21 protein-coding genes and 1 pseudogene are annotated in these 19,973 nt (G+C 37.8%); 6 read left to right on the plus strand and 16 right to left on the minus strand.

Going from position 1 to position 19,973, the window contains the following annotated elements:
* Nucleotides 1-126 precede the first annotated feature (126 nt).
* The 7 genes from A374_RS16920 to A374_RS16955 form a co-directional block, all read right to left on the minus strand.
* Nucleotides 127-468, minus strand: a complete 342-nt coding sequence (locus A374_RS16920) for a hypothetical protein (protein WP_007203461.1) — start codon at nucleotides 466-468, stop codon at nucleotides 127-129.
* Between the two features lie 546 nt (nucleotides 469-1,014).
* Complete coding sequence (locus tag A374_RS16930) at nucleotides 1,015-1,821, minus strand: DUF1672 family protein (RefSeq protein ID WP_007203463.1); 807 nt, start codon at nucleotides 1,819-1,821, stop codon at nucleotides 1,015-1,017.
* Between the two features lie 345 nt (nucleotides 1,822-2,166).
* Entirely contained in the window at nucleotides 2,167-2,508 is a 342-nt protein-coding gene (locus A374_RS16935; RefSeq protein WP_007203464.1) for a hypothetical protein, read from the minus strand.
* 175 nt (nucleotides 2,509-2,683) lie between these two features.
* Complete coding sequence (locus A374_RS16940) at nucleotides 2,684-3,025, minus strand: hypothetical protein (protein WP_007203465.1); 342 nt, start codon at nucleotides 3,023-3,025, stop codon at nucleotides 2,684-2,686.
* A gap of 343 nt (nucleotides 3,026-3,368) precedes the next feature.
* On the minus strand, nucleotides 3,369-3,791 hold the full coding sequence (locus A374_RS16945; protein ID WP_007203466.1) for a hypothetical protein: 423 nt from the start codon (nucleotides 3,789-3,791) through the stop codon (nucleotides 3,369-3,371).
* Between the two features lie 174 nt (nucleotides 3,792-3,965).
* Nucleotides 3,966-4,760, minus strand: a complete 795-nt coding sequence (locus A374_RS16950) for an SDR family NAD(P)-dependent oxidoreductase (RefSeq protein WP_007203467.1) — start codon at nucleotides 4,758-4,760, stop codon at nucleotides 3,966-3,968.
* Between the two features lie 41 nt (nucleotides 4,761-4,801).
* Nucleotides 4,802-5,818, minus strand: coding sequence for a helix-turn-helix transcriptional regulator (locus A374_RS16955; protein ID WP_007203468.1), 1,017 nt, complete (start codon nucleotides 5,816-5,818; stop codon nucleotides 4,802-4,804).
* A 570-nt stretch (nucleotides 5,819-6,388) separates the two neighbouring features.
* Here A374_RS16955 and A374_RS16960 point away from each other — a divergent pair.
* Entirely contained in the window at nucleotides 6,389-6,568 is a 180-nt protein-coding gene (locus tag A374_RS16960) for a hypothetical protein (protein WP_156793265.1), read from the plus strand.
* 132 nt (nucleotides 6,569-6,700) lie between these two features.
* The gene (locus A374_RS21500; protein ID WP_083842073.1) at nucleotides 6,701-6,859 is read left to right on the plus strand and encodes an IS3 family transposase; all 159 of its coding nucleotides are present in this window, start codon (nucleotides 6,701-6,703) and stop codon (nucleotides 6,857-6,859) included.
* Nucleotides 6,860-6,994: 135 nt separating this feature from the next.
* Here A374_RS21500 and A374_RS16965 read toward each other — a convergent pair whose 3' ends face one another.
* Nucleotides 6,995-7,849: a GIY-YIG nuclease family protein gene (locus A374_RS16965; RefSeq protein ID WP_007203470.1), complete on the minus strand. Its 855-nt coding sequence runs from the start codon at nucleotides 7,847-7,849 to the stop codon at nucleotides 6,995-6,997.
* A gap of 1,393 nt (nucleotides 7,850-9,242) precedes the next feature.
* Between A374_RS16965 and A374_RS16970 the strand changes: the two genes are divergently transcribed.
* Together A374_RS16970 and A374_RS16975 are read left to right on the plus strand one after the other, a co-directional pair.
* On the plus strand, nucleotides 9,243-10,244 hold the full coding sequence (locus tag A374_RS16970) for a toll/interleukin-1 receptor domain-containing protein (protein WP_007203471.1): 1,002 nt from the start codon (nucleotides 9,243-9,245) through the stop codon (nucleotides 10,242-10,244).
* A gap of 40 nt (nucleotides 10,245-10,284) precedes the next feature.
* On the plus strand, nucleotides 10,285-11,145 hold the full coding sequence (locus tag A374_RS16975) for a hypothetical protein (RefSeq protein ID WP_007203472.1): 861 nt from the start codon (nucleotides 10,285-10,287) through the stop codon (nucleotides 11,143-11,145).
* A gap of 994 nt (nucleotides 11,146-12,139) precedes the next feature.
* Here A374_RS16975 and rlmD read toward each other — a convergent pair.
* Together rlmD and A374_RS16985 are read right to left on the minus strand one after the other, a co-directional pair.
* Nucleotides 12,140-13,525: a 23S rRNA (uracil(1939)-C(5))-methyltransferase RlmD gene (gene rlmD, locus A374_RS16980; protein ID WP_007203474.1), complete on the minus strand. Its 1,386-nt coding sequence runs from the start codon at nucleotides 13,523-13,525 to the stop codon at nucleotides 12,140-12,142.
* A 45-nt stretch (nucleotides 13,526-13,570) separates the two neighbouring features.
* Nucleotides 13,571-14,503 (minus strand): diacylglycerol kinase, encoded by a 933-nt coding sequence (locus A374_RS16985; protein ID WP_007203475.1) that lies wholly within the window; start codon nucleotides 14,501-14,503, stop codon nucleotides 13,571-13,573.
* Nucleotides 14,504-14,781: 278 nt separating this feature from the next.
* Here A374_RS16985 and A374_RS16990 point away from each other — a divergent pair, with 278 nt between their 5' ends.
* Nucleotides 14,782-15,996: a cytochrome P450 gene (locus tag A374_RS16990; protein ID WP_007203476.1), complete on the plus strand. Its 1,215-nt coding sequence runs from the start codon at nucleotides 14,782-14,784 to the stop codon at nucleotides 15,994-15,996.
* Between the two features lie 42 nt (nucleotides 15,997-16,038).
* Here A374_RS16990 and A374_RS16995 read toward each other — a convergent pair whose 3' ends face one another.
* Genes A374_RS16995 through A374_RS17005 form a run of 3 tightly spaced genes read right to left on the minus strand, consistent with a single transcriptional unit; the run spans nucleotide 16,039 to nucleotide 17,266 of the window.
* Entirely contained in the window at nucleotides 16,039-16,353 is a 315-nt protein-coding gene (locus A374_RS16995; protein WP_007203477.1) for a DMT family transporter, read from the minus strand.
* Nucleotides 16,353-16,688, minus strand: a complete 336-nt coding sequence (locus A374_RS17000; RefSeq protein WP_007203478.1) for a DMT family transporter — start codon at nucleotides 16,686-16,688, stop codon at nucleotides 16,353-16,355. Before A374_RS17000 ends, A374_RS16995 begins: the two co-directional genes overlap by 1 nt.
* A 14-nt stretch (nucleotides 16,689-16,702) precedes the next feature.
* Nucleotides 16,703-17,266: a TetR/AcrR family transcriptional regulator gene (locus tag A374_RS17005; RefSeq protein WP_007203479.1), complete on the minus strand. Its 564-nt coding sequence runs from the start codon at nucleotides 17,264-17,266 to the stop codon at nucleotides 16,703-16,705.
* A 146-nt stretch (nucleotides 17,267-17,412) separates the two neighbouring features.
* On the opposite strand from A374_RS17005, the gene A374_RS17010 reads away from it, so the two are divergent.
* The gene (locus A374_RS17010; protein ID WP_007203480.1) at nucleotides 17,413-17,847 is read left to right on the plus strand and encodes a DoxX family protein; all 435 of its coding nucleotides are present in this window, start codon (nucleotides 17,413-17,415) and stop codon (nucleotides 17,845-17,847) included.
* 248 nt (nucleotides 17,848-18,095) lie between these two features.
* On the opposite strand, the gene A374_RS17015 is transcribed toward A374_RS17010, so the two are convergent.
* From A374_RS17015 to A374_RS21505, 3 genes and pseudogenes are all read right to left on the minus strand, one after another.
* The gene (locus A374_RS17015; protein WP_007203481.1) at nucleotides 18,096-18,455 is read right to left on the minus strand and encodes a type II toxin-antitoxin system PemK/MazF family toxin; all 360 of its coding nucleotides are present in this window, start codon (nucleotides 18,453-18,455) and stop codon (nucleotides 18,096-18,098) included.
* Entirely contained in the window at nucleotides 18,452-18,673 is a 222-nt protein-coding gene (locus tag A374_RS17020; protein WP_007203482.1) for a hypothetical protein, read from the minus strand. Before A374_RS17020 ends, A374_RS17015 begins: the two co-directional genes overlap by 4 nt.
* Nucleotides 18,674-19,054: 381 nt before the next feature.
* Nucleotides 19,055-19,608, minus strand: a pseudogene (locus A374_RS21505) (GNAT family N-acetyltransferase).
* Between the last annotated feature and the right edge of the window lie 365 nt (nucleotides 19,609-19,973).

The raw sequence follows: 19,973 nt of genomic DNA on the forward strand, positions 1-19,973 counted from the left end.
TCATCATTTTTACTCCAACCTTTTCTTTAGAGAAAACAGCTAGATTCAAGTAATCTGTTAATCTTTTAATAAACGAAGGGCGCCTCAGAAAAATTCTGAAGCCCTCTGCCTATCTATTTAATTCAATCAATATTCAGGATTTCCTAACACTTCGTCCTTCCAGATTAACACTAACTCCCTGAACTGATCCGTTTCCATTGTGTCTTCGTAATGCAGATCGTTCTGCTCGTAAAAAGGATTGTGTACGGTCGTTTCCTCTTTTTTCATATCAACGCTAATGCCATTGATGGAGTATTCAAAGTGTTCATAGGTTCCATCTATTACTTTATCAATATACTCAACAACTTCTAAAGCGTCCTCTTCAGTAAAAATTACACCTACGAAATCTTCGAAAATTTCTATTTCTTTCGGTAATTTTATTGTTAAACGTCCTAATGGTGTCTTAGTAATTGTATATGGATAGTTCATCAGTTCGTAACCTCCACTTTATTAGCTATTCGTTGTATTTTGGATAGGCCGTTGCAATAGTATCCTCTTTATTCAAATACATCTCTATTGTTATTCCAGAAGATATAATGTATTTAGACCCGCTACCCTTCCACAAAAACACTCACCAAGAGTGCTTGGTAGAGGATAGCGATTTGGCCCATGAAAGAGTTATGGCAGGTTTCCTGATGTGAATAATGCAAAACAAAAAAATAGAAAAATTAGTTAAAATGCTATAGGTCCAAGTAGATAGAAATTATTTTGCCTCATTCGTGCGTCTTTTTTCGCTTGTGTACCTTGGTATATAATAGAATACTCTTTGCTTTTGACGTTCATAACTGTCATAGCATCAAAGCCGGTTTGGGGGCTATGTCGGACATTCATTACTCTGTAAAATTTACCGTCCACTTTTAACTCTCTATTTGTATATTGTTCTTTATACGATTGATCTCCAGCTAGTCTCACTAAATCTTCATCAGTAGTATAGTTACCTCTTTTTAAGAGTAGTCATCTATTCACCTCATTGGCTTAATTTACATGAATTTCATCTTTACTAGGGGTCGTTCCCTTACTACTTTTATCGTTACCCGTTCTCGTTAATACTTCATTGCTATTAACAAGAATCGTGTACATTCCAGGTGGAAATCCTTTTGTAGTTTTAAATCTTTCAATAATTTGATTAGCTAATTTACCATCAGGATCCCTATGCTTCTCTTTCATATAAAACGTCAACACTATGCTTGGATCTATTTCGCTTGAACCTTCCTTTATAGCTGTGCGTAATTGTTTACTTGTAATATCATGGTTTTTTTTATAAGCATTATAAGCATCTAAAGAAGCTTCTTTTAGAACACTTACATAATAATACGGCCTTACTACACCTAAATCATGCACCCGTTCAATCGCATCGTTTCTCATACCAATTACAGGGTACTCTTTCGCCATTTTTTCACAAAATGCTTCTAGGTTTTCAAACTCTTTTTCGTATGCTTTTACATAAATTCCAGACATGATGGAGCTCTCTACCGTTCCTTCTACTTCACTTACATTGCCAGTTACTTTGGCATCCGCTACGTCCACAATAACAGACGTGTAATAGGTTGGTAGCTCATCCGACTTGAGATGCGCTACAACCGCATCGCGGGCACCGACTAAGTTAGTTACTTTTGCTTTAATGTGATAGGTATTTTTCACATAGTTCAGCGCTGCTTCACTTACTTCTTCCTTATGTGTCTTTGCAAGCTGAGACATTTCACTGCCATTAGGCAAAGCAAACTCTTTTCCATCATAATCTTGTACAGGTGTGTAACCTGAATGCACCTTTTTCTCAGGCATTTCGCAACTTCCTAGTATTAAGCTAACTAGTGTCAAACTAACAATCCAAACTGCCCATTTTCTTTTATGCACTCTTTCTAGCACCTCCACGTTTTCCCTTTTAAATAGTTTACATAAAAAAACAATTAATTGATATATGGCATTTGTGCTAGTAATTGCAAACTTAAATATGAGTCCGTTAACTATGTATGGAGATACATACAGCATAAAGAGAAACCTAGTATTCCTTAGGGGGCGAAGACATTTTAACTAGGAACGGCTCAATTCGAGCAATCTGTTGATTTTTTTAAAAAGCGAAAAGCTTCAGAAAAATTCTGAAGCCCTCTGCCTATCTGTTTAATTGTATCAACGTTCAGGATTTCCTAACACTTCGTCCTTCCAGATTAATACTAATTCCCTGAACTGATCTGTTTCCATTATGTCTTCGTAATGGAGGCCTAATTCCTCATTATAGGGATTATAGGCGACGGTTTCTTCCTTTCGTATATCGACACTAATACCATTGATGGAGTATTCAAAGTGTTCATAGGTTCCATCTATTACTTTGTCAATATACTCAACAATTTCTAAAGCGTCCTCTTTAGTATAAATTACACCTAAAAAATACTTAAAAATATCAAGTTCTTTTGGGAGCTTTATTGTTAAATCTCCTAATGGGTCTCTAGTGATTTTATATGGATATTTCATAAGTTACTAACCTCCACTTTATTGGCTATTTTTGTAGTTTGGATAGGTGGTTATACTTACTTCTTCATCATTTCCTTTAAAGAAAACAGCTAGATTCGAGCAATCTGTTGATCGTTTTAAAAAGCAAAAAGCCTCAGAAAAATCCTGAAGCCCTCTTCCTATCTATTTAATTCAATTAATATTCAGGATTTCCTAACACTTCGTCCTTCCAGATTAATACTAATTCCCTGAACTGATCCGTTTCCATTGTGTCTTCGTAATGGAGACCTAATTCCTCATTATAAGGATTATAGGCGACGGTTTCTTCTTTTCTTATATCAACGCTAATGCCATTGATGGAGTATTCGAAGTGTTCATGCTCTCCATTTATTACTTTATCAATACACTCAACAATTCTTAATGCTCCTTTTACAGTATAAATTACACCTACAAAATCCTCAAAAATATCAAGTTCTTTTGGTAGCTTTATTGTTAAATCTCCTATTGGGTCTCTAGTGATTTTATATGGATATTTCATAAGTTACGAACCTCCACTTTTCGCTTTATGAACCCCTTTCTTATCAGGATTGATCTTCATCCCAGAGATTGTCTTTCATGGGCCGTGGCTTATTTCATTTACAATGACAATCCATAAATTACATACTATTGAAATAAGGATAAAATGTAAATTTATTTTATACGTGATTTGTTTTCCCTTAGAACACAAGAAGGGCAATTTTCTATTTCTTCGGTAACTCTTAATAGAGCATATGAACCTGACACATATTGCTCAGCAAACACTTTTCATAAGCTAGCCTAATCAAATAAACGCAGCAGATGCGAAATCTGCTGCGTTTTTATTATGTATATATCGATCATCATTAACATCGCTTTCGATTAACAAATGAATCTGCCAACCAAAAAGCAATTGCTGTAAGAGAAGTGATATACAAAAATGAATAAAATTCTCGCAAAGACAACCACGGCGGAGAAACTAGCAAGATATAAAGCGGAAACAACACGAGCCAATACGCAATTAATGCAGTAATTGACAATCTTTTATCAGATATAAACTTATATACCAGTACCCGATAAGGAATGGCAATAAGAAGATAACCTGGCGTTGCCATAATTGTGATCCCAACAACCACTCCCAAAAAGCCCCAATCAAATATTTCACCTGCTGCCCATAAGCTTGCAAAAACAACCGCCCAAATAAGTGAAGCTACTAGTGCCACTCTAAAAGAATGCTGCCAAATCCTACGCCGCCAATGTAACACATACTTCATCAGTTCGTTCTTCATGATGTGCCTCCAATAAAACTGTTATACGTATTATTTTAGGGTATGTCGAGTACGATTGATATACATGAATGGAAGCTGTTACATTAAAGGGTAGCAGCTAACGGGTGCATTAGCTGAAAAACGAAGCACGATCGTCATTAGTTTAACCTCTATATAATGCATACTAATAAAATGTTAAAAAATAGTTGGCACCATTCCTCCATCCATACGAATGGGAGACCCTTTAAATGCGGATGCGTAAGGACTACATATAAATGTAGTTAGTCTGCCGATTTCAATTGGCCTAATAAAGCGCTGAATTTCAGATTGAGGTAGGTTTGTAGTCATAAATTCTTTTTCTTTATCTGCAAAAGTCCTTTCATTATTAGGATAAATCCCTTCAATGATTTGATGCACATTTTCAGAGAGTGTGGGGCCTGGCAGGATTGTATTAACGGTAACTTCTTTTCCTTTTGTTAATTTTGATAAGCTTTTTGACAATGATAATAGCATTGATTTTGTCATACAATACTGAGGCATTTGTCCTGAAGGCATAACGGCTTCTTCACTCGCAATAAAGATAATGCGTCCATAATCATTGTTTAACATTCTCGGTAAATAAAATTTTGATAAACCATTTGCAGCCAGAACATTCGTCCGAAAGTATTTTTCCCATACTTCATCGTCAATGTCTTCATATTGCATCACTTCATACATCCCCATATTATTTACTAAAATATCAATATGAGGGTATTTTTCAAATAAAGCCTCTCTTTGTTGACTATCTACAAGATCGGCTGCAGCATTTTGAGAAGTGGTACCTGGGAAATCTGATTTCATTTCATTTACAACTCGTTCCACCTCCTCATAATTCCGTCCATTAATTAGTACATTCACACCTTCCTTAGCAAGTTCAATGGCAATAGCTTTACCTATACCTTTCGTTGATCCTGTAATTAAAGCTGTTTTATTGTTTAATCCCATATCCATAATTGTGTTCTCCCCTTATTTCTTTAGTACCAATGGTAGAATTAATGTATAAAATGTGTCCCTAAATGTTCAGTACGCCAATTTGCAGGAGTATCCCCTTCCCAAAGGCGAAAGGCACGGTAAAATGAGTTCTGATCTTCATATCCAATTAAGAAGGCCACTTCTTTAATATCTAAGGAGGGATCTGCCAAATATTCTCGTGCCTGCTCACGTCGAACTTGTGTCAACAGATGCTTAAAATTCGTGTCTTCGTCAGCAAGTCGGCGCTGTAAGGTACGATCGCTCATCCCCAACTCGCTCGCGACTGTCTGTATGTCGGGACGCCCTCCTGTTAGACTACGTTTTATGATCCACTTGACCATTTCGGTACTTGACCGTCTGTGTTCCTGCTCACCTAAGGATTGGTCCAATGCAGGAGTTAATATCTCTAACAACTCTGCGTTGTAGGAAACAAACGGACGATTCAAATCTCTTCTATTTAACGTCAATCGGTTACAATTGGAACCTATCCGGATATGGCAGCCGAAGTAGGCTTCAAGTACTTGTAAGTCACCCATAGCATGTGAAAATTCAACAAATCTTGCCGTCAAAGGCTGACCTGTGCCCCGCCGCCCTAACTCCAAAAGAAATGCCAGTGTGATACCAACCAGCAGCGGCGGACCAGGTTGATTCGTATCCAACCAATCCAGTTCGATGGTACAGTGCTCTCCTTCTTCGGTAATACGTAAGCTTTCTGGAGGGCACAGTTGTTTGTACCGGGCCATTCGCATTAGAGCATCTCGGTAGTCACGAGCATGATACGTCGCTAAAACGGTTGGTGGATAATGTGCTGTTTCAAAACCGGTCGCAAGTTTAACAATTCCTTTGGCAGTATCATCAACAAGGTCGGAATACGCCTGCCAGATCGCTAAATATTGAGCGGTGGTGACAACTGGTTCAGTAATAATGGTGAGAGGTAATCGTGCGTTTCGAACCAAGTCGCAGGGAGCAATCCCTAATTGACGTAATCCTGCCCAAAAGCCTGCGGGGATTTTAACACGCGTATGAACGTCATACATAAGAGCCCTCCTTGTTCACTAATTTTAGTTGTAATGGTTCCTTCCCTGTTTACAATACCTATCTACCATCGCACTGTAACTAGCGAGAGACGACAATCTACTTGCTAATGACGCCGATTGAACATGTCGTTAGTAGGGGTAGTTCATTATACAAGCAAACATGAAAATATTAGCGTAAAACGAAAAGAAAGATTTTGTTAGCATGTTAAAAAAAAATAAGTTCGTCCGATCTGATCAATCTTAATCTGGAAATAGTCATGAAATCATGATTTCCAAACGGTCCTATAAGGCTAATAAGAGGATACAGTTAGACTCAATTTTTTTAAAGTAATATAAATTTCTAGTTTCTTATCAATCCTTTATTCGTAAATTTTAAATATAAAAAGGCAGCCTCTCCCCAAAGGGGCAGTTGCCTTTTCTCAAAACTACCTCCACCATACACTCCACATGTGCGGTTTGTACGTGACAACACAAAAGATGTTAGCGCGTTTAATTATCAAATCCTCAAAATAAATTTTATGTCTAGGAAACTATCGACTTATGTTTGTTTTTAGGACACGTGGTATCTCTATGCTTTATTGCATAGATATGGATTACTTAAAGGGAGCTATGTTTTCCTTAATGCTTTATAGCCCAAACGATGATATTAAGCTAGATTATAATACAGGGCATTACCCAAAAGAGCTGATTAGCTACTTAGAAGTTGAAAAGCATAAAATTGATCAGCGCTGGTTCAACGTGCCTTCGTAACGATGGATCGACCCTTGGAGAATGTGAAGCTCTTCCATACCGATCTGGGATCGGAGTTTAAAAACGTCGGAATTGATCAATTATTAAGTAAATACCAGATTAAACGCCCCCTGAGCGATAAAGGAAACCCTTATGATAACGCGGTGTCAAAGTTTTAAAACAGAACTCATAAACGGTGTGCCGTTTCATGTCCTTACTCACCTAGAGCTTGAACTTTTTGATTATATCAATTGGTATAACAACATCTCTTCGGTATCAAAGTCCGGTCAGCTATCGAAACGCAGCCCTTAAAATCGTTGTTTAATTTGATGTTGACATACCACACCTTTTATTTTTTTATAAATCTAATTTTCCTCAATATTAATGGGCATTGCATTGATTATTGTTATGCATTAATAGGCTTGTACAATCTTTCTAATTTCGATATCAATTCAAGTTTAAACCATATGCTCTTGTACCTAGCTTATGTTTGTATTTACTTTCTTCAATCAAAGCTTCATTTCGAGTTAACGTCCTTGGTAGTGTTTGAAGGATAGAAAATCTAAAATTTTGAACTCGCTCAGGATTTAGTTCAATGATTTCTCTTAGCTTCTTATTCCCGCCGTGTCCATTATTAGCGTATTCTTTCCAACGACCAAGAATTCCTTCTTTCCCAACAGCTGAACCAACATACTGCAATCCATCTTCAGTATCTACTATAAGATATACTCCCCCTACTGAAGATAGCATCTTGTGCCATATATTATTTGCATTTGGATCAACAATAACCTTTTGAAGTTCTCGAAAAGATAAATTTATCTCGAGATAGCCAGGAAAGTCCCTCACATAGCCCTTAGGTAATAACTGAATAATTTCTTTTTCACTTGTTTCAAATTTCATACACCAAGATTGAGCTCTACTTTCCCACTTAATTAATAGTCTATTTTCTAACTCTTCAAATCCAGAAAGCTTTTTTAACTCATACTTATATCTGCTATAAGTTTTTGCTTTTCCCTTATATGGAACATCAAGATAGTCCGGAAAACCATTTACCTTATTTATAGCCCTAACTTCGTAAACACCTATAAAAATAGCTTGATTATTCTCAATGCCTAGACAGGAAACAAGATAATCACAATCCCTAAAATGATTCTTTTCTTGGTATGATTGATATAATTCAAAATGTCCAGTAGCATACAATTCGTGTACATCTACACCTCTAGTGTCCATATGTCTTGCAATCTTAATATTTTTAGAAATATCTAACCCTGCGAATTGTAGTACTTTGCTGATAGATAACATATATATCCCCCTTAAATAAATTTATAAAATACATTTAAATAAACAAATTTTTCTTTTAGGTAAAAATTTCACAGATAATCTAAGAAGAGAATATATAATCAATTTGAACTCTTTGATTGTGAAATTGTATGATGAAGCTAATGGATCTCCCTATAAAAAAAGACTTCTTAATATTTGTAATTACACAGATTCACCTGTAATAATAATACAATTCCCCCGAACAACATAATAGTATTTATGGTATGATAAATACACAAACTCTCGTTCTAATTTACTAGTAGCTACACTTCCAGCTTGGGTTTAGAAGGACCTTTTTTGCTCAACATAGTTATTTTAGGTACTAAAGACTCCTCCATAGCTTAAATTTCAATCAATTTCTTGACACATATCCTAATGAAAAAGAAAAAATCTCTACCTCAAATATTAATAGAAGATTATCAAAAACCGCTAGCAAGTACTTTAAAACCAGCTTTCGATGTATTATGGAATTCATTTGGTATATACGGTTCTATTAACTATATAAATGATGAAATAACACCTAAGATATGTAAAAAACTCATAATTTGCGAATGAAGTACTATTACTTTGAGAAACCAGTTACAAGAAGAACTACTGGAGCTTGAACAAAAAATAGAGGATAATTCAGCTCAATAAAATCCGAAAATTATGTCATCAAAGAAGGATTTTTTGGAACTGTACAAACTTACCCTCCAGACCGAAGATTCGCACACCTCTTGGATTAACAATAGGGTGTTCAAAATAAAAAGAAAAGAAGGTAATTTTAACCAAAAACCCTTAACTGTAGTACATATTGTTCCCAAGCAAGTCATTTACGCAAAGTTCGCTATCAATTGATCTTCAGGAATTCAATCGAAAATATATACCTATGCTAATTGGGGAATATGGCGATTCACAGCGTAAAAATTACCAAGGCATCCTTTACAAAGAAACATTTTCTCATTCCTATACACAATTATATAGAAATGGAATTGTAGAGTTAGTAAATACTAATTTTTGGAATGAAGATAAAGTATTTTATCCATTACAATTTGAAAACGGAATAATTACAGCTGTTGAAGAGTACTTGAGAGTAATGGACTACACTTTACGGACTACTTCAGAGACCTCTGTGGATTTGCATATTAGCTCATAAAATGTGGAAGGAAGTTACTTCTCTCTTCCAAGGGGACTAGCAAAAATCCATAATATTGATCAATCGGAAATACAGTTACCTTCTATTACAATTGAAATTGCTAGAGAAGATATTATGGATATAAAAGATATAATTAAACCTTCAATAGTGTGGAATGCGGGCGGTTTTGTACAATCTTTCCCCCAGAATTCTTTTAATTAGAAAATACTTTGATTCAATTAAGGAGATTAGTTTTGTCGAATGGAAAAAAAACGTGTTTTCATAAGTTACAGTTGGGATTCAGAAGAACATCAAGAATGGGTTCTTTACCTTGCTAATTGCTTAAGAGCAAAAGGATTAATTGCAGATGCTGATGTTTTCGAAACGCAGAAAACATCAGTTCATCTTAATAGAATGATGGTTGAAAAAGTGAGGGATAGTGACTTCATAATTATTGTTTTAACAGAGAACTACGCAAAAAAAGCTGATAATTTTGAAGGGGGAGTGGGATTTGAATCTCAATTGACCCTTCCGTTAATTATGGAAGATCCTAAAAAACTAATTCCAATTATGCTCCATCAAGGGGAATTTGCTAAGGTATTTCCATTTCACTTTAAGGGCCAGTATGCAATAGATTTTAGTAATGATACAGAATTTAATAATAAATTTGAAGAGTTACTATATCGAATATATGAAAAACCGCGTTATTATGTAGAACCTGTAGGTGAAGCTCCGACATTGAATCCTAGAATACCTTCAAGAAGAATTAAAGAAGGTTCAAAAGACATTAATAAAGTTAAACCTTCAACTATAGATTTTTCTGATTTGGATTTATCGTTTCCTAAACGCATTACTGATCGAGATATTGAAAGATTTTTAAAAGACAGCTTTAATCAAATTGTAGACGGCTTTACTTCACTGTTTATGCACATTCAATCTATAAATCCTGATTTTGAATTTGATCAAGAAAATATAAATAACTATAAAACTATTTTTAGTTTATATATTAATGGTCAAAATGTGAGTGGAATCAAAATGTGGTACGGCAATTTATTTGGAAATAATAGTATAAATGTTTCTTATGGGAGACTCATAAGTACGTCAGACAATTCAATGAATGAGATGATAACTTATGATATTGACGAAAAGAAAAAATTAAAGTTAAAGATGACAATGAATATAACTGGAAACAAGGCTGCTTCCACTCCTGAAGAAATCGTCAAAGAAATTTGGAAAAATAATTTGTCCCCAGATATTTACTAACTTGAAATCTATTTTTTAAATTTAGAGTAAGGAGAGAATTATGTTTATTCCAACAGTTAATGAAGAATCAATGAAGATAACTTTAGTTAGTTTACTTGAAATAGAAAAGCAAACTGAATTAGCAAATATAGTGAAAATGTCTAAGGTAGTTTATTCACCTCAATGGGAATTTTCAGGAATAGTATCAGACCAAAGAAAGTTATATGTCGAAATAAAAGTCCCTGTAAATTTAAAGGAATTTGCACAAGAAAACCTCCAAATACTTTCAAAGTGTTGTCGTGATATTTATGAGAATGATGAGGATTATGCTTGCTCAGGTGCCCGTATTGGAACTAGGGCTATTATTGCAGAAGAAATTGAGTACGAAGATAAGGTTATTATCTTAGAAAAAGATTCTGTATACACCAATTTTATTAAATACCTTTCTGGAAACGATAGAATCGATGCACTACAAAAAAACTATTTATATGAGACCTGCGCAACAGGCAACCAAGGAAATATTCTTGCTGCAAGTGTAATGTTAGGATGTGCAGCAGAAATTTCATTAAAAAAACTGTGCGAAGCCTTCCATATTTATTATCAAAACAACCACACTGAAAAAGAGACAGAGAATTTTTTATCAAAAGTAATGAAAGCTAAAACAGCCTATATTAGATTAGATGAGTTTACTAAAAGGGCTGAGGTTCATTCAGACCTTTTTAAAAGTTTTGGATTTGAAAATTTAAAGTTAAATTTTAATTTCCTTGATATAATACGTCAAACTAGAAATGATGCAGGACATCCTACAGGTAAAAGACTTGATGAAAATGAATTCAAAACTATGTTAGGTAATTATCAGTTGTCCTTGGGAAAATATTTAACTGCAATAGAAAACTTATCTCTTCCTAAGGTTAATCTATAAAAATAAAAAATCCATAAAACAACCGCCACTAAATACATAAGGGCCGTTATTTTATGGATTTGTGTTTTTTTTTTAAATCTATTTTATGCTCCTTCAAATTCCTCTGTATTTCTATTAATACTATCGATCACACCAATCTTCTTGTAATAATGTCTTCTCAAGAGTCCCGTTTTTCACTACATAATAAATAATTAATTTAACAAATTTTATTTGATTAACATTTAGTTTTTCTTCGTTAAGAAACTCTAAAACGCTTCGTTAGCCGCTTGTTGATCCAAACCTACATTTTATCTTACTAACATTACCAAATTCTTTTTTATAATCGTCTTCTGTACCTAATTCAATTCATAAGATTTTTTCAAGCGTTTCTACATCTTTTTTAGTTAAAGATTTATTGTGCCTCAATTTATAAATAGCCGTTTGATCTTGATGATCTTTTAAGTAGCGACTCACTTTTTTACGGTAATTCTGCAAATCACTAGAACCGTAGAAAGCCTCTTCATCTTTATTGATAAGAGTGAACATATCACTAAAGTTGGTATAGTAATTTTTTTGCTTTTACTTTTCTAAAAACTTCACAAGTTCACGAATAGCTTCACGTAATTCTTCTAATTCAAATATATTTGCTTCTTCCCAGAACTCTTCAGATTGTACTCTTATTAATATATCTCGATTAGCATTAACTTGTGGAAAGAAAATGTCTAATTCTAATGTGGATAATCAAATTCAAGATTTACGCTTAAAGAAGCTTGAATACCTTAATCTATATCTATATACCGAGCAAGTCATAACCAAACAAGATTTAATTGAATATTGAGAGCTAACAGACAAAAAGCTTAAAGAACTAGATACTTAAAAACCTTAATTCTAATTTACTGCATTTCTTGGTGGAAAATATAACCGTTAGCATAGACGGCAATATTGAAATTCACTATACCTTTATAAATACTTTCCAGAATAAATAAAAGACTAAAAGACAACTTCCCCCACAGGGTCAGTTGCCTTCTCTCAAAATAATCTCCGCCACACACTCCACATGCGTGGTCTGCGGAAACATATCCACTGGCTGCACTTCCACTGTCTTAAATCCACCATCTTCTAATACGCGTAAATCGCGGGCGAGGGTGGCTGGGTTGCAGCTGACGTATACGACGCGTTGTGGTTTCATCTCGATGATGGTTTGTAGTAGGGCGTCGTCGCAGCCTTTGCGTGGTGGATCGACGACGATGACGTCTGGGGTGATGCCTTGTTTTTTCCATTGTGGTAAGATGTCTTCGGATGCGCCGACGGCAAATTGTGCGTTGGTGATGTTGTTTAGTTCGGCGTTGCGACGCGCGTCTTCGATGGCTTCTGGGACGATTTCGACGCCGTATACTTGTTTGGCTTGTTGGGCGAGGAAAAGGGATATTGTTCCGATGCCGCAATAAGCGTCAATGACCGTTTCACTTCCCGTAAGCTTGGCGTATTGTAGTGCTTTTTCGTACAGAACTTTTGTTTGATCGGGATTGATTTGATAAAAAGACCGTGCTGAAATCGCAAAGCGAATGTCGCCAATGTTGTCATAAATGTATTCATTGCCCCAAAGGACGTTTGTTTCGTCGCCAAATATAACGTTTGTTTTTTTGCTGTTAATGTTTTGAACGATTGATTTTAGCTTTGGTAGCGCTGCTTGTAAGTCAGCGATGATCTTTTTAGCATGCGGCAGTTCTTTTCCTTTTGTAACGAGGACAATCATCAGTTCTTCGGTCGTTTTGCCGTAGCGAGCGATAATGTGACGAATCGTGCCTTTATGGGTTTTTTCATCGTATGGTGTGATGTTGTAGTTATTTAGAATTTCTTTAACGATTTGAATGGCCTCATCGTCTTGTTTGCCGGTAATAATGCAGGAATCCATTTCGACGATTTCATGGCTTCGTTTTTGATAAAAACCAGTAATAAGGCGACCGTCTCGTGCTCCAACTGGTACTTGGGCTTTGTTGCGATAGCGCCACGGTTCGTCGTTCATGCCGAGCGTTTCTAGCACGGGAACGTCCTCTAGCTTACCGATGCGCTGTAATACGTCTTGCACTTGTTTTCGTTTAAATTGTAGCTGTCCTTCATAGGAAAGATGCTGCAATTGGCAGCCGCCACACCATTTGTAAATCGGACATGGTGGTTCGGTGCGATGCTCACTTGCTTTCGTAATGCTAAGCAGGCGACCGAAGCCGTAGCCTTTTTTCACAGCAACGACTTTAATTTCTACCTCTTCATTTACAAGTGCATTGGGGATAAAAATAGGAAAGCCATCTACTTTTGCAACGCCCGCTCCGTCGTGCGTTAAATCTGTAATCGTTACCTGTAGTTCATCATTTTTTGAAACAGGCGCGTTCGCCTTTGTCATGCGTCATCTTCCTTTATTTAGCGATTTAAAAGAAAAGACGGGCTCTTAAAGAGTCCCATCTTCGTTGTCTAGTTCACTCGTCTCCACACGATCGCGCGGCACGAGCAGTTGGAAATGATGGCGAAGGTTCACAAATTCGCCCGGCAAGAGACCGCCGTATTCACCATCTAAATTAAGCTGCATCTTATTCGTTGGTCGTACTTTAATACGATTAGCTTTCGCGTAAATGATGTGGTCATCATGAATATGTTCGCCGCGAAGCGCCAATGTTGCTAAGCGAACAAACTCGGCTAAGTTCGCTTTCTTTAAAATAATTAAATCAAACATACCATCATTAAATTCGGACGTCGGCGCTAGCTTTTCAAAACCGCCAATGGAATTCGTATTCGCGACAAGAAATAGCATGATTTCGCCTTGAAAAAGCTTGCCGTCATATTCAATTTCCACATACGTCGGACGAATGGATGGCAACATTTCAATGCCTTTTAAGAAATACGCAAGCTGACCAATCATTGTCTTTAAGCGACTAGGCACTTCATACGTTAATTCCGTAATACGGCCGCCACCGGCAATATTTATAAAGTAGCGATCGTTTACTTTTCCGATATCAACAGGCATGTCCGTGCCTTCACAAAGGACATCGCACGCCCCTTCAATCGTACGTGGCACACCAACAGCGCGCGCAAAGTCATTCGTCGTACCTGCTGGAATAATACCGAGCATCGGGCGATCTTCTAATTCAGCAAGACCGTTAATTACTTCATAGATCGTTCCGTCTCCGCCAGCTGCGATAATTAAATCGAAGTTGCGTTCGGCCGCTTGACGAGCTGCTTGCGTGGCACAGCCCTCTGCCGGCGTCGTCGCATGCGTTGAAGTTTCATAACCCGCCATTTCTAATCGTTCAAGAATGTACGGAAGCTTCTTTTTAATCGCTTCCCTACCTGAAGTTGGATTGTATATTAATCGAGCACGTTTCATCATTGTTTTCACCTGATTCACTGTTCTAATGGATTGCTGTAGTGTTCAGAAAAAAACAGCCCCATAGGACTGTTATTACCAATTTATATTATAGAGATTCCTGAAAAAAAAAGCAAAGTGTAATCTTTCTTTTCGTGTTCCCGTAGTTACAGTGGCAAAATAGCAATAGTCCAAACCTGCTAAAATCTATTTCTATTTTTTAGGAAAAAATCTCGATGTGCTTCTGCCCAACTTAGCGTACGCTTCTAGTATCACAAATAAGGTGAGGTGCTTAGGTTATGGTTGCTGTACGAGATACGATTTCTTTACATGATGTCTCAAAACTAAACACACCAGAGAAGCGTTGGAATCCTTACGATTGGTATGAATCTATGTTGAACAAGCAGCGCGTCTATTATGATGAGCAGCAAGACGTATGGAGCATTTTTCGCTATGAAGATGTGCAATATGCGCTAAAAGAATATACGCTGTTCTCTAATCGACGAAAGCGTAGTGTCATTCCTGTTATTAAAAAAGACAGTCGCGTGAGCATGAACACGGTCGATCCGCCCCTTCATCGCGACGTACGCCATCTCGTCTCGCGTGCCTTCTCTCCACATAGCCTCTCAGACTGGCGACCTCGCATTCAACGCATCGTTGACCAATTAATTTCAGCGATGCATACGAAAGCTGAAATCGATCTGGTGCAAGACTTTGCGATTCCACTGCCTATCACGATTATTAGTGACTTACTTGGTGCGCCAAGAGAAGATACACAAACCATAAAAAAATGGTCCGATGCGCTCTTTTTACCGAATGTCTCCTATCAGAAAGAACAACAACAGAAGGAAAAACTTGCCGTCATGGCGCAATTTGAACAATACCTTCTACCGCTCATCAAAGCAAAACGCCAGCAGCCGACGCAAGATATCATTTCAGACTTAACGACGGTAGCCTATGAAGGCGACACGCTTACGGATGAAGAAATCGCCCAATTTAGCATTAGTTTGCTTGCAGCAGGCAATGAAACGACAACTAATCTTATTACTAATCTCTTTTATTGCTTGCTTTATGATGCGCCCAGTTCGTATGAAACGTTGCGCTGCAAACCATCCTTGTGCAGCCAAGCCATTGAAGAAACACTGCGATTTCGCTTTCCAATCACGCTCGATCGCGAAGTAACAGAAGATACAACCATTTTTGGAACTCCGATGAAAAAAGGAGATATTATTTTGTTATGGATCTCCGCTGCCAATCATGATCCCTTGGTTTTTCCGTCTCCGCATGTTTTTGATTTAACGCGTAGTAATAGCAATAAGCACTTAACATTCGGCAAAGGACCGCATTTTTGTCTCGGTGCTCCATTAGCCAGACTCGAAGCTACCCTTGCCTTAGAGACCTTTCTGCGCCATGTCACCCACATACAGCCACTGCCTGCATACAACGTTCAAGAGCATATCGCACCCGACGGCCAAAATCTCGCCTCACTACCTATAATGGTAACGTGGAACTAAAAAAATCCGCCCCTCATCACGTGTGTGAGTGGCGGATTTTAACTATGAAATCACCTTCAACCCAATCGTTGCAAACACGACGAGTGAAATAAAAAAGAGGCGCTTACGGTCGCGCGATTCTCCGAAAAACAACATGCCCATTACAATGCTACCAACCGTCCCAATTCCCGTCCATACGGCATAGGCTGTTCCCATTGATAATGTTTGCATCGCTAATGATAGAAGCGCGAAGCTAGAGAGAAACCCTGCTTCCATTAGTAGAAAGTTTTTAATATTTTTCTTTTGACTCACTTTATTTAAGCCGATCACACCGATGACTTCACAGGAACCTGCTAATAATACGAACAACCAACCCATTACGCCTCGCCTCCTTGCTTTTCTCCGCTTAATGCTTTAAGACCGAGAACGCCTGCAAGTAAAATTGCAATGAGGATCAGTTTACCAATCCGTACAGGTTCATGGAAGAACACCATTTCCGTCACAACCGTTCCTGCTGTCCCTATGCCTGTAAACACGGCGTAAAGTGTGCCGACTGGTAATTTTTTTAAACATTCCATGATTAAGAAAAAGCTGAGAAGTAACGTAAGCGCCGTGCCTGCCCACGTCCAAAAGTCATGGGCATACTTAAATCCACTCACCCAAACAATTTCTAATAATCCGGCTATTAACGTATAAATCCAATATTTTGTCATCAAACCTCACCTTTTTATAAAAACACACCGCGTGCAAACATATACCACGATGCCTCTAAACGCTCTTGCACGCGTTTTTTACCTCCATATAACAGCTCGACGAGAATCGAATCTAGCACCGCAATGTATGCTTTCGCGGCTTTCTGCTCATCAATTCCATCAAGCTTACTACGATTGAATTCTTCTTGTATCACCGCTTCCATCTCATCTAAATTACGATACAAGCGTTCGAGAATAGGCGCCTGCAAATGACTTGGCGGAAAAAAAGATATGCGCAACCAAAAACGCATCGCTTCATTTTCTTCATACTGTTTAATTTGTTGTAAGAAAAAGTCATACAACTTCTCTTGTAACCTCATCGCGCCACTTGCAACAAAATAAGCGCGCACCTTTTCTTGCTCTTGGGAAGCAACCTCTTCCATGACGGCTAAAAAAAGTTCATCTTTGCTTTTAAAATGTGCATAAATAGAGGGAGCTTTCATCCCCGCTTCCTTTGCAATCGCCGCTAATGAGGCCCCGTCATAGCCTTCTTTTGCAAAATAATGTAACGCCGCTTCTTTAATTTGTTGTGCGCCCATCTCCGACCCCCTAACTAACGTTCGTTAGGTAATAGTATGACAGGTGCACGAACTATTGTCAAAGAAGTGCCTTCTCCTTATACTAGTAACGTGTTTACAGTCTGCTACGAGCGGGGATGGTGAACAAGAGAACGGAGGAGAAAAAAATGAAAATACTAGTAACTCTCATCGGTACATTTTTAATAGCACGTAGCATCGGCTGGCTTGGTGTCGATCATTTCAACAATTGGCACACACCACTGCAAGTCGTCATCGCTCTTATTATGCTTGTAGGAGCAGCTGGCCATTGGGGTAAGGTGAGACAAGATATGATCCGCATGGTCCCTCGCATGCTACCGAATCCTGCTTTTCTAGTCACACTAACTGGTATACTAGAGATCATCGGGGCCGTTGCTTTGCTAATACCAGCCACTTCAAAACTAGCCTCTATCTATCTGATCGCTCTACTTATTCTTATGTTTCCCGCCAATATTCGTGCGGCGCAAAAACGCTTGCCGTTTGCTGGGAAAGAATCACCAAAGCTCCTTCCACGAACAGTGATGCAAGTTATTCTTATTGTTCTTATTTGGTTGGCGGGGTAAGTATTTTGCTTACGAGCCCACACCACCGTATCACCCAATCGGTGAATCGGTGATTTTAATTTAGAAGAAACGTAACGTTACGCGTTAGTCCTAAAATTTTAGATTGCATCCTTGCCAAACGCATCAAAAAGGACATGCTAAAGCATGTCCAAATGTGCCTACTTGTTATAATTAGTTGTTTGATATCGTCAACAGCTTTGATAAAAACGGATTACTGAATTAGAAATACAGTACTATTATACTGCTTTTCACAGACGGTGCCATTGAGTAAATACTCTATAAACTCTTTGAAAATCACGATTTGTTAGGTTTCCAATCTTGTGTAGTTCTGTATTCAAGTCTGGATCGAGCTCCAATGGCAGCAGAGAACTAACAACCGCCCACGACTCTCTTCGTAGACCTGTTTGTCTCCAATCTTCAATTTTTACACGATCAGAATAGGATCGGTTACGTTCTTTGCTCGTAATTTTTACTGCTACCGCAATTACTTTTTCAGCATCCACGGCAATAACAAGGGCAGGTCGTTTCTTACCGACCCGCCCTTGTTCATCAACCTCACCAGGAGGATATGGAAAGTATACACTATACAGTTCGCCAATTTGGATCAATCTTCCAACCACTCCTTAGCGATCTGTTTATGATTTTCGTTCGAGTAATCAATGACAACGGTTCCTTTAGAATTAATATAGGGTAGGTCCTTGCCTTTTAATAACTCAGCAATGTCAATTGACCCTGAATACTCTTTATTTTTCCGCTGCATAAATGCTTCACGTTTTAATCGTCTAGCTATATGTCTCGTTTGTACGATAGGAGAAGTCTTCATCATCTTTTTATTCCTCCTTTTCACGATTACACACCACCTTAAAAGTAGAGTTGGTGTGTCTAGCTTTCACAATAGTAAGCAACTCTATGCTCCACACCCTATCGAATATATACGAAGAAGAGGGCAAAAAAAGAATACAAACGTTGCTTGTCTTCACAGTTTACACTATCTTATGACAAGTATCTATCTTTTCTACTGTGTTGAAATTTACGAACGCTGCCATATCATCAATCTCATAGATGATACCGTTGTTCATCCTTGATTAAGTTGTATGCATAAGCCAGGACTCCTAACCTCAGCAAGTATGATTTAACTGGCGAAAAGTCGTTTAGTTAGCAGGGTAAAAAGTTCCCTTTTTAAAAAACAAGGTGAGCTCTCCCTGCCTCACCTTGCCCTTCCATTCTCATTAAAATTCGCCCGCTGAATGCTATAAACGAAATGCGGCATGACTTTATCATCGTGCACCTTTACAAACTCGCTTTCAATCGTCATTCCCAATCGCTCAGCTACCTTACATGACGCTTTATTTTCAGGGCGAATCGTAGCAACCACCTTGTTCAATCCAAGCGTGTTAAAGGCATAGTCAAGCATGGCGCTCGCTCCCTCTACGGCGTATCCTTGGTGCCAATACTCTTTTTTAGAATATAGCCAATTCCTGCCACATGCTGCTCATCTATACATTCATCTAAAAGTCCGATTTGACCGATGACTTCACCAGAAAATCGATCACAAGCAAGAAAATAATCGTAACCAAACGTATGATAGCGGGCATTGCGCCGCTCAATCCACGCATACACATCTTCATCCATGAAATCTTGTTCCCATGCGTACATGACTTCTGGGTCCTGAAGTATGTTTGCTACTTCAGCAAAATCATCGCGATTCATCCGTTTAAAAACAAGTCGTTCGCTTTCTGTCACTATGTCCATATCGCCCATTACTGGTTGATCAAAGAGATGATTCAAGCGAAGGAATGGCGGTTTATCACTGATGAGGATGCCTCTATAATGTCCGCTCTATATTGTACATTCTCTAACGAATTTAAAATGTATGACGCACATCATTTTTATGTAAGACCGACAAAACGAAATTGAAACAACAGACTTATGAGGAGTATAAAGATGCGAGAATCAACCTCAAATGGTGGGCTGAAGTCAAGACCTTCAAACAAGATCTTACTTCCGAATAGCAACACGATATCTGGAGGAACAATTAAAAACACACGCTTTCTATCAAACGATTACAAAACCTGTAATATATCAAAGATGCAGACAATCCATTAGAACATCCCATCGCTGCCATC

Source organism: Fictibacillus macauensis ZFHKF-1, from assembly GCF_000269865.1.
Lineage (GTDB): Bacteria > Bacillota > Bacilli > Bacillales > Fictibacillaceae > Fictibacillus_C > Fictibacillus_C macauensis.

Bases quoted from the DNA above. Each gene is read 5' to 3' on its own strand.
- A374_RS16920 (WP_007203461.1), bottom strand. From the start codon at position 468: ATGAACTATCCATATACAATTACTAAGACACCATTAGGACGTTTAACA.
- A374_RS16930 (WP_007203463.1), bottom strand. From the start codon at position 1,821: ATGCCTGAGAAAAAGGTGCATTCAGGTTACACACCTGTACAAGATTAT.
- A374_RS16935 (WP_007203464.1), bottom strand. From the start codon at position 2,508: ATGAAATATCCATATAAAATCACTAGAGACCCATTAGGAGATTTAACA.
- A374_RS16940 (WP_007203465.1), bottom strand. From the start codon at position 3,025: ATGAAATATCCATATAAAATCACTAGAGACCCAATAGGAGATTTAACA.
- A374_RS16945 (WP_007203466.1), bottom strand. From the start codon at position 3,791: ATGAAGAACGAACTGATGAAGTATGTGTTACATTGGCGGCGTAGGATT.
- A374_RS16950 (WP_007203467.1), bottom strand. From the start codon at position 4,760: ATGGATATGGGATTAAACAATAAAACAGCTTTAATTACAGGATCAACG.
- A374_RS16955 (WP_007203468.1), bottom strand. From the start codon at position 5,818: ATGTATGACGTTCATACGCGTGTTAAAATCCCCGCAGGCTTTTGGGCA.
- A374_RS16960 (WP_156793265.1), top strand. From the start codon at position 6,389: ATGCTTTATTGCATAGATATGGATTACTTAAAGGGAGCTATGTTTTCC.
- A374_RS21500 (WP_083842073.1), top strand. From the start codon at position 6,701: ATGATAACGCGGTGTCAAAGTTTTAAAACAGAACTCATAAACGGTGTG.
- A374_RS16965 (WP_007203470.1), bottom strand. From the start codon at position 7,849: ATGTTATCTATCAGCAAAGTACTACAATTCGCAGGGTTAGATATTTCT.
- A374_RS16970 (WP_007203471.1), top strand. From the start codon at position 9,243: ATGGAAAAAAAACGTGTTTTCATAAGTTACAGTTGGGATTCAGAAGAA.
- A374_RS16975 (WP_007203472.1), top strand. From the start codon at position 10,285: ATGTTTATTCCAACAGTTAATGAAGAATCAATGAAGATAACTTTAGTT.
- rlmD (WP_007203474.1), bottom strand. From the start codon at position 13,525: ATGACAAAGGCGAACGCGCCTGTTTCAAAAAATGATGAACTACAGGTA.
- A374_RS16985 (WP_007203475.1), bottom strand. From the start codon at position 14,503: ATGAAACGTGCTCGATTAATATACAATCCAACTTCAGGTAGGGAAGCG.
- A374_RS16990 (WP_007203476.1), top strand. From the start codon at position 14,782: ATGGTTGCTGTACGAGATACGATTTCTTTACATGATGTCTCAAAACTA.
- A374_RS16995 (WP_007203477.1), bottom strand. From the start codon at position 16,353: ATGGGTTGGTTGTTCGTATTATTAGCAGGTTCCTGTGAAGTCATCGGT.
- A374_RS17000 (WP_007203478.1), bottom strand. From the start codon at position 16,688: ATGACAAAATATTGGATTTATACGTTAATAGCCGGATTATTAGAAATT.
- A374_RS17005 (WP_007203479.1), bottom strand. From the start codon at position 17,266: ATGGGCGCACAACAAATTAAAGAAGCGGCGTTACATTATTTTGCAAAA.
- A374_RS17010 (WP_007203480.1), top strand. From the start codon at position 17,413: ATGAAAATACTAGTAACTCTCATCGGTACATTTTTAATAGCACGTAGC.
- A374_RS17020 (WP_007203482.1), bottom strand. From the start codon at position 18,673: ATGATGAAGACTTCTCCTATCGTACAAACGAGACATATAGCTAGACGA.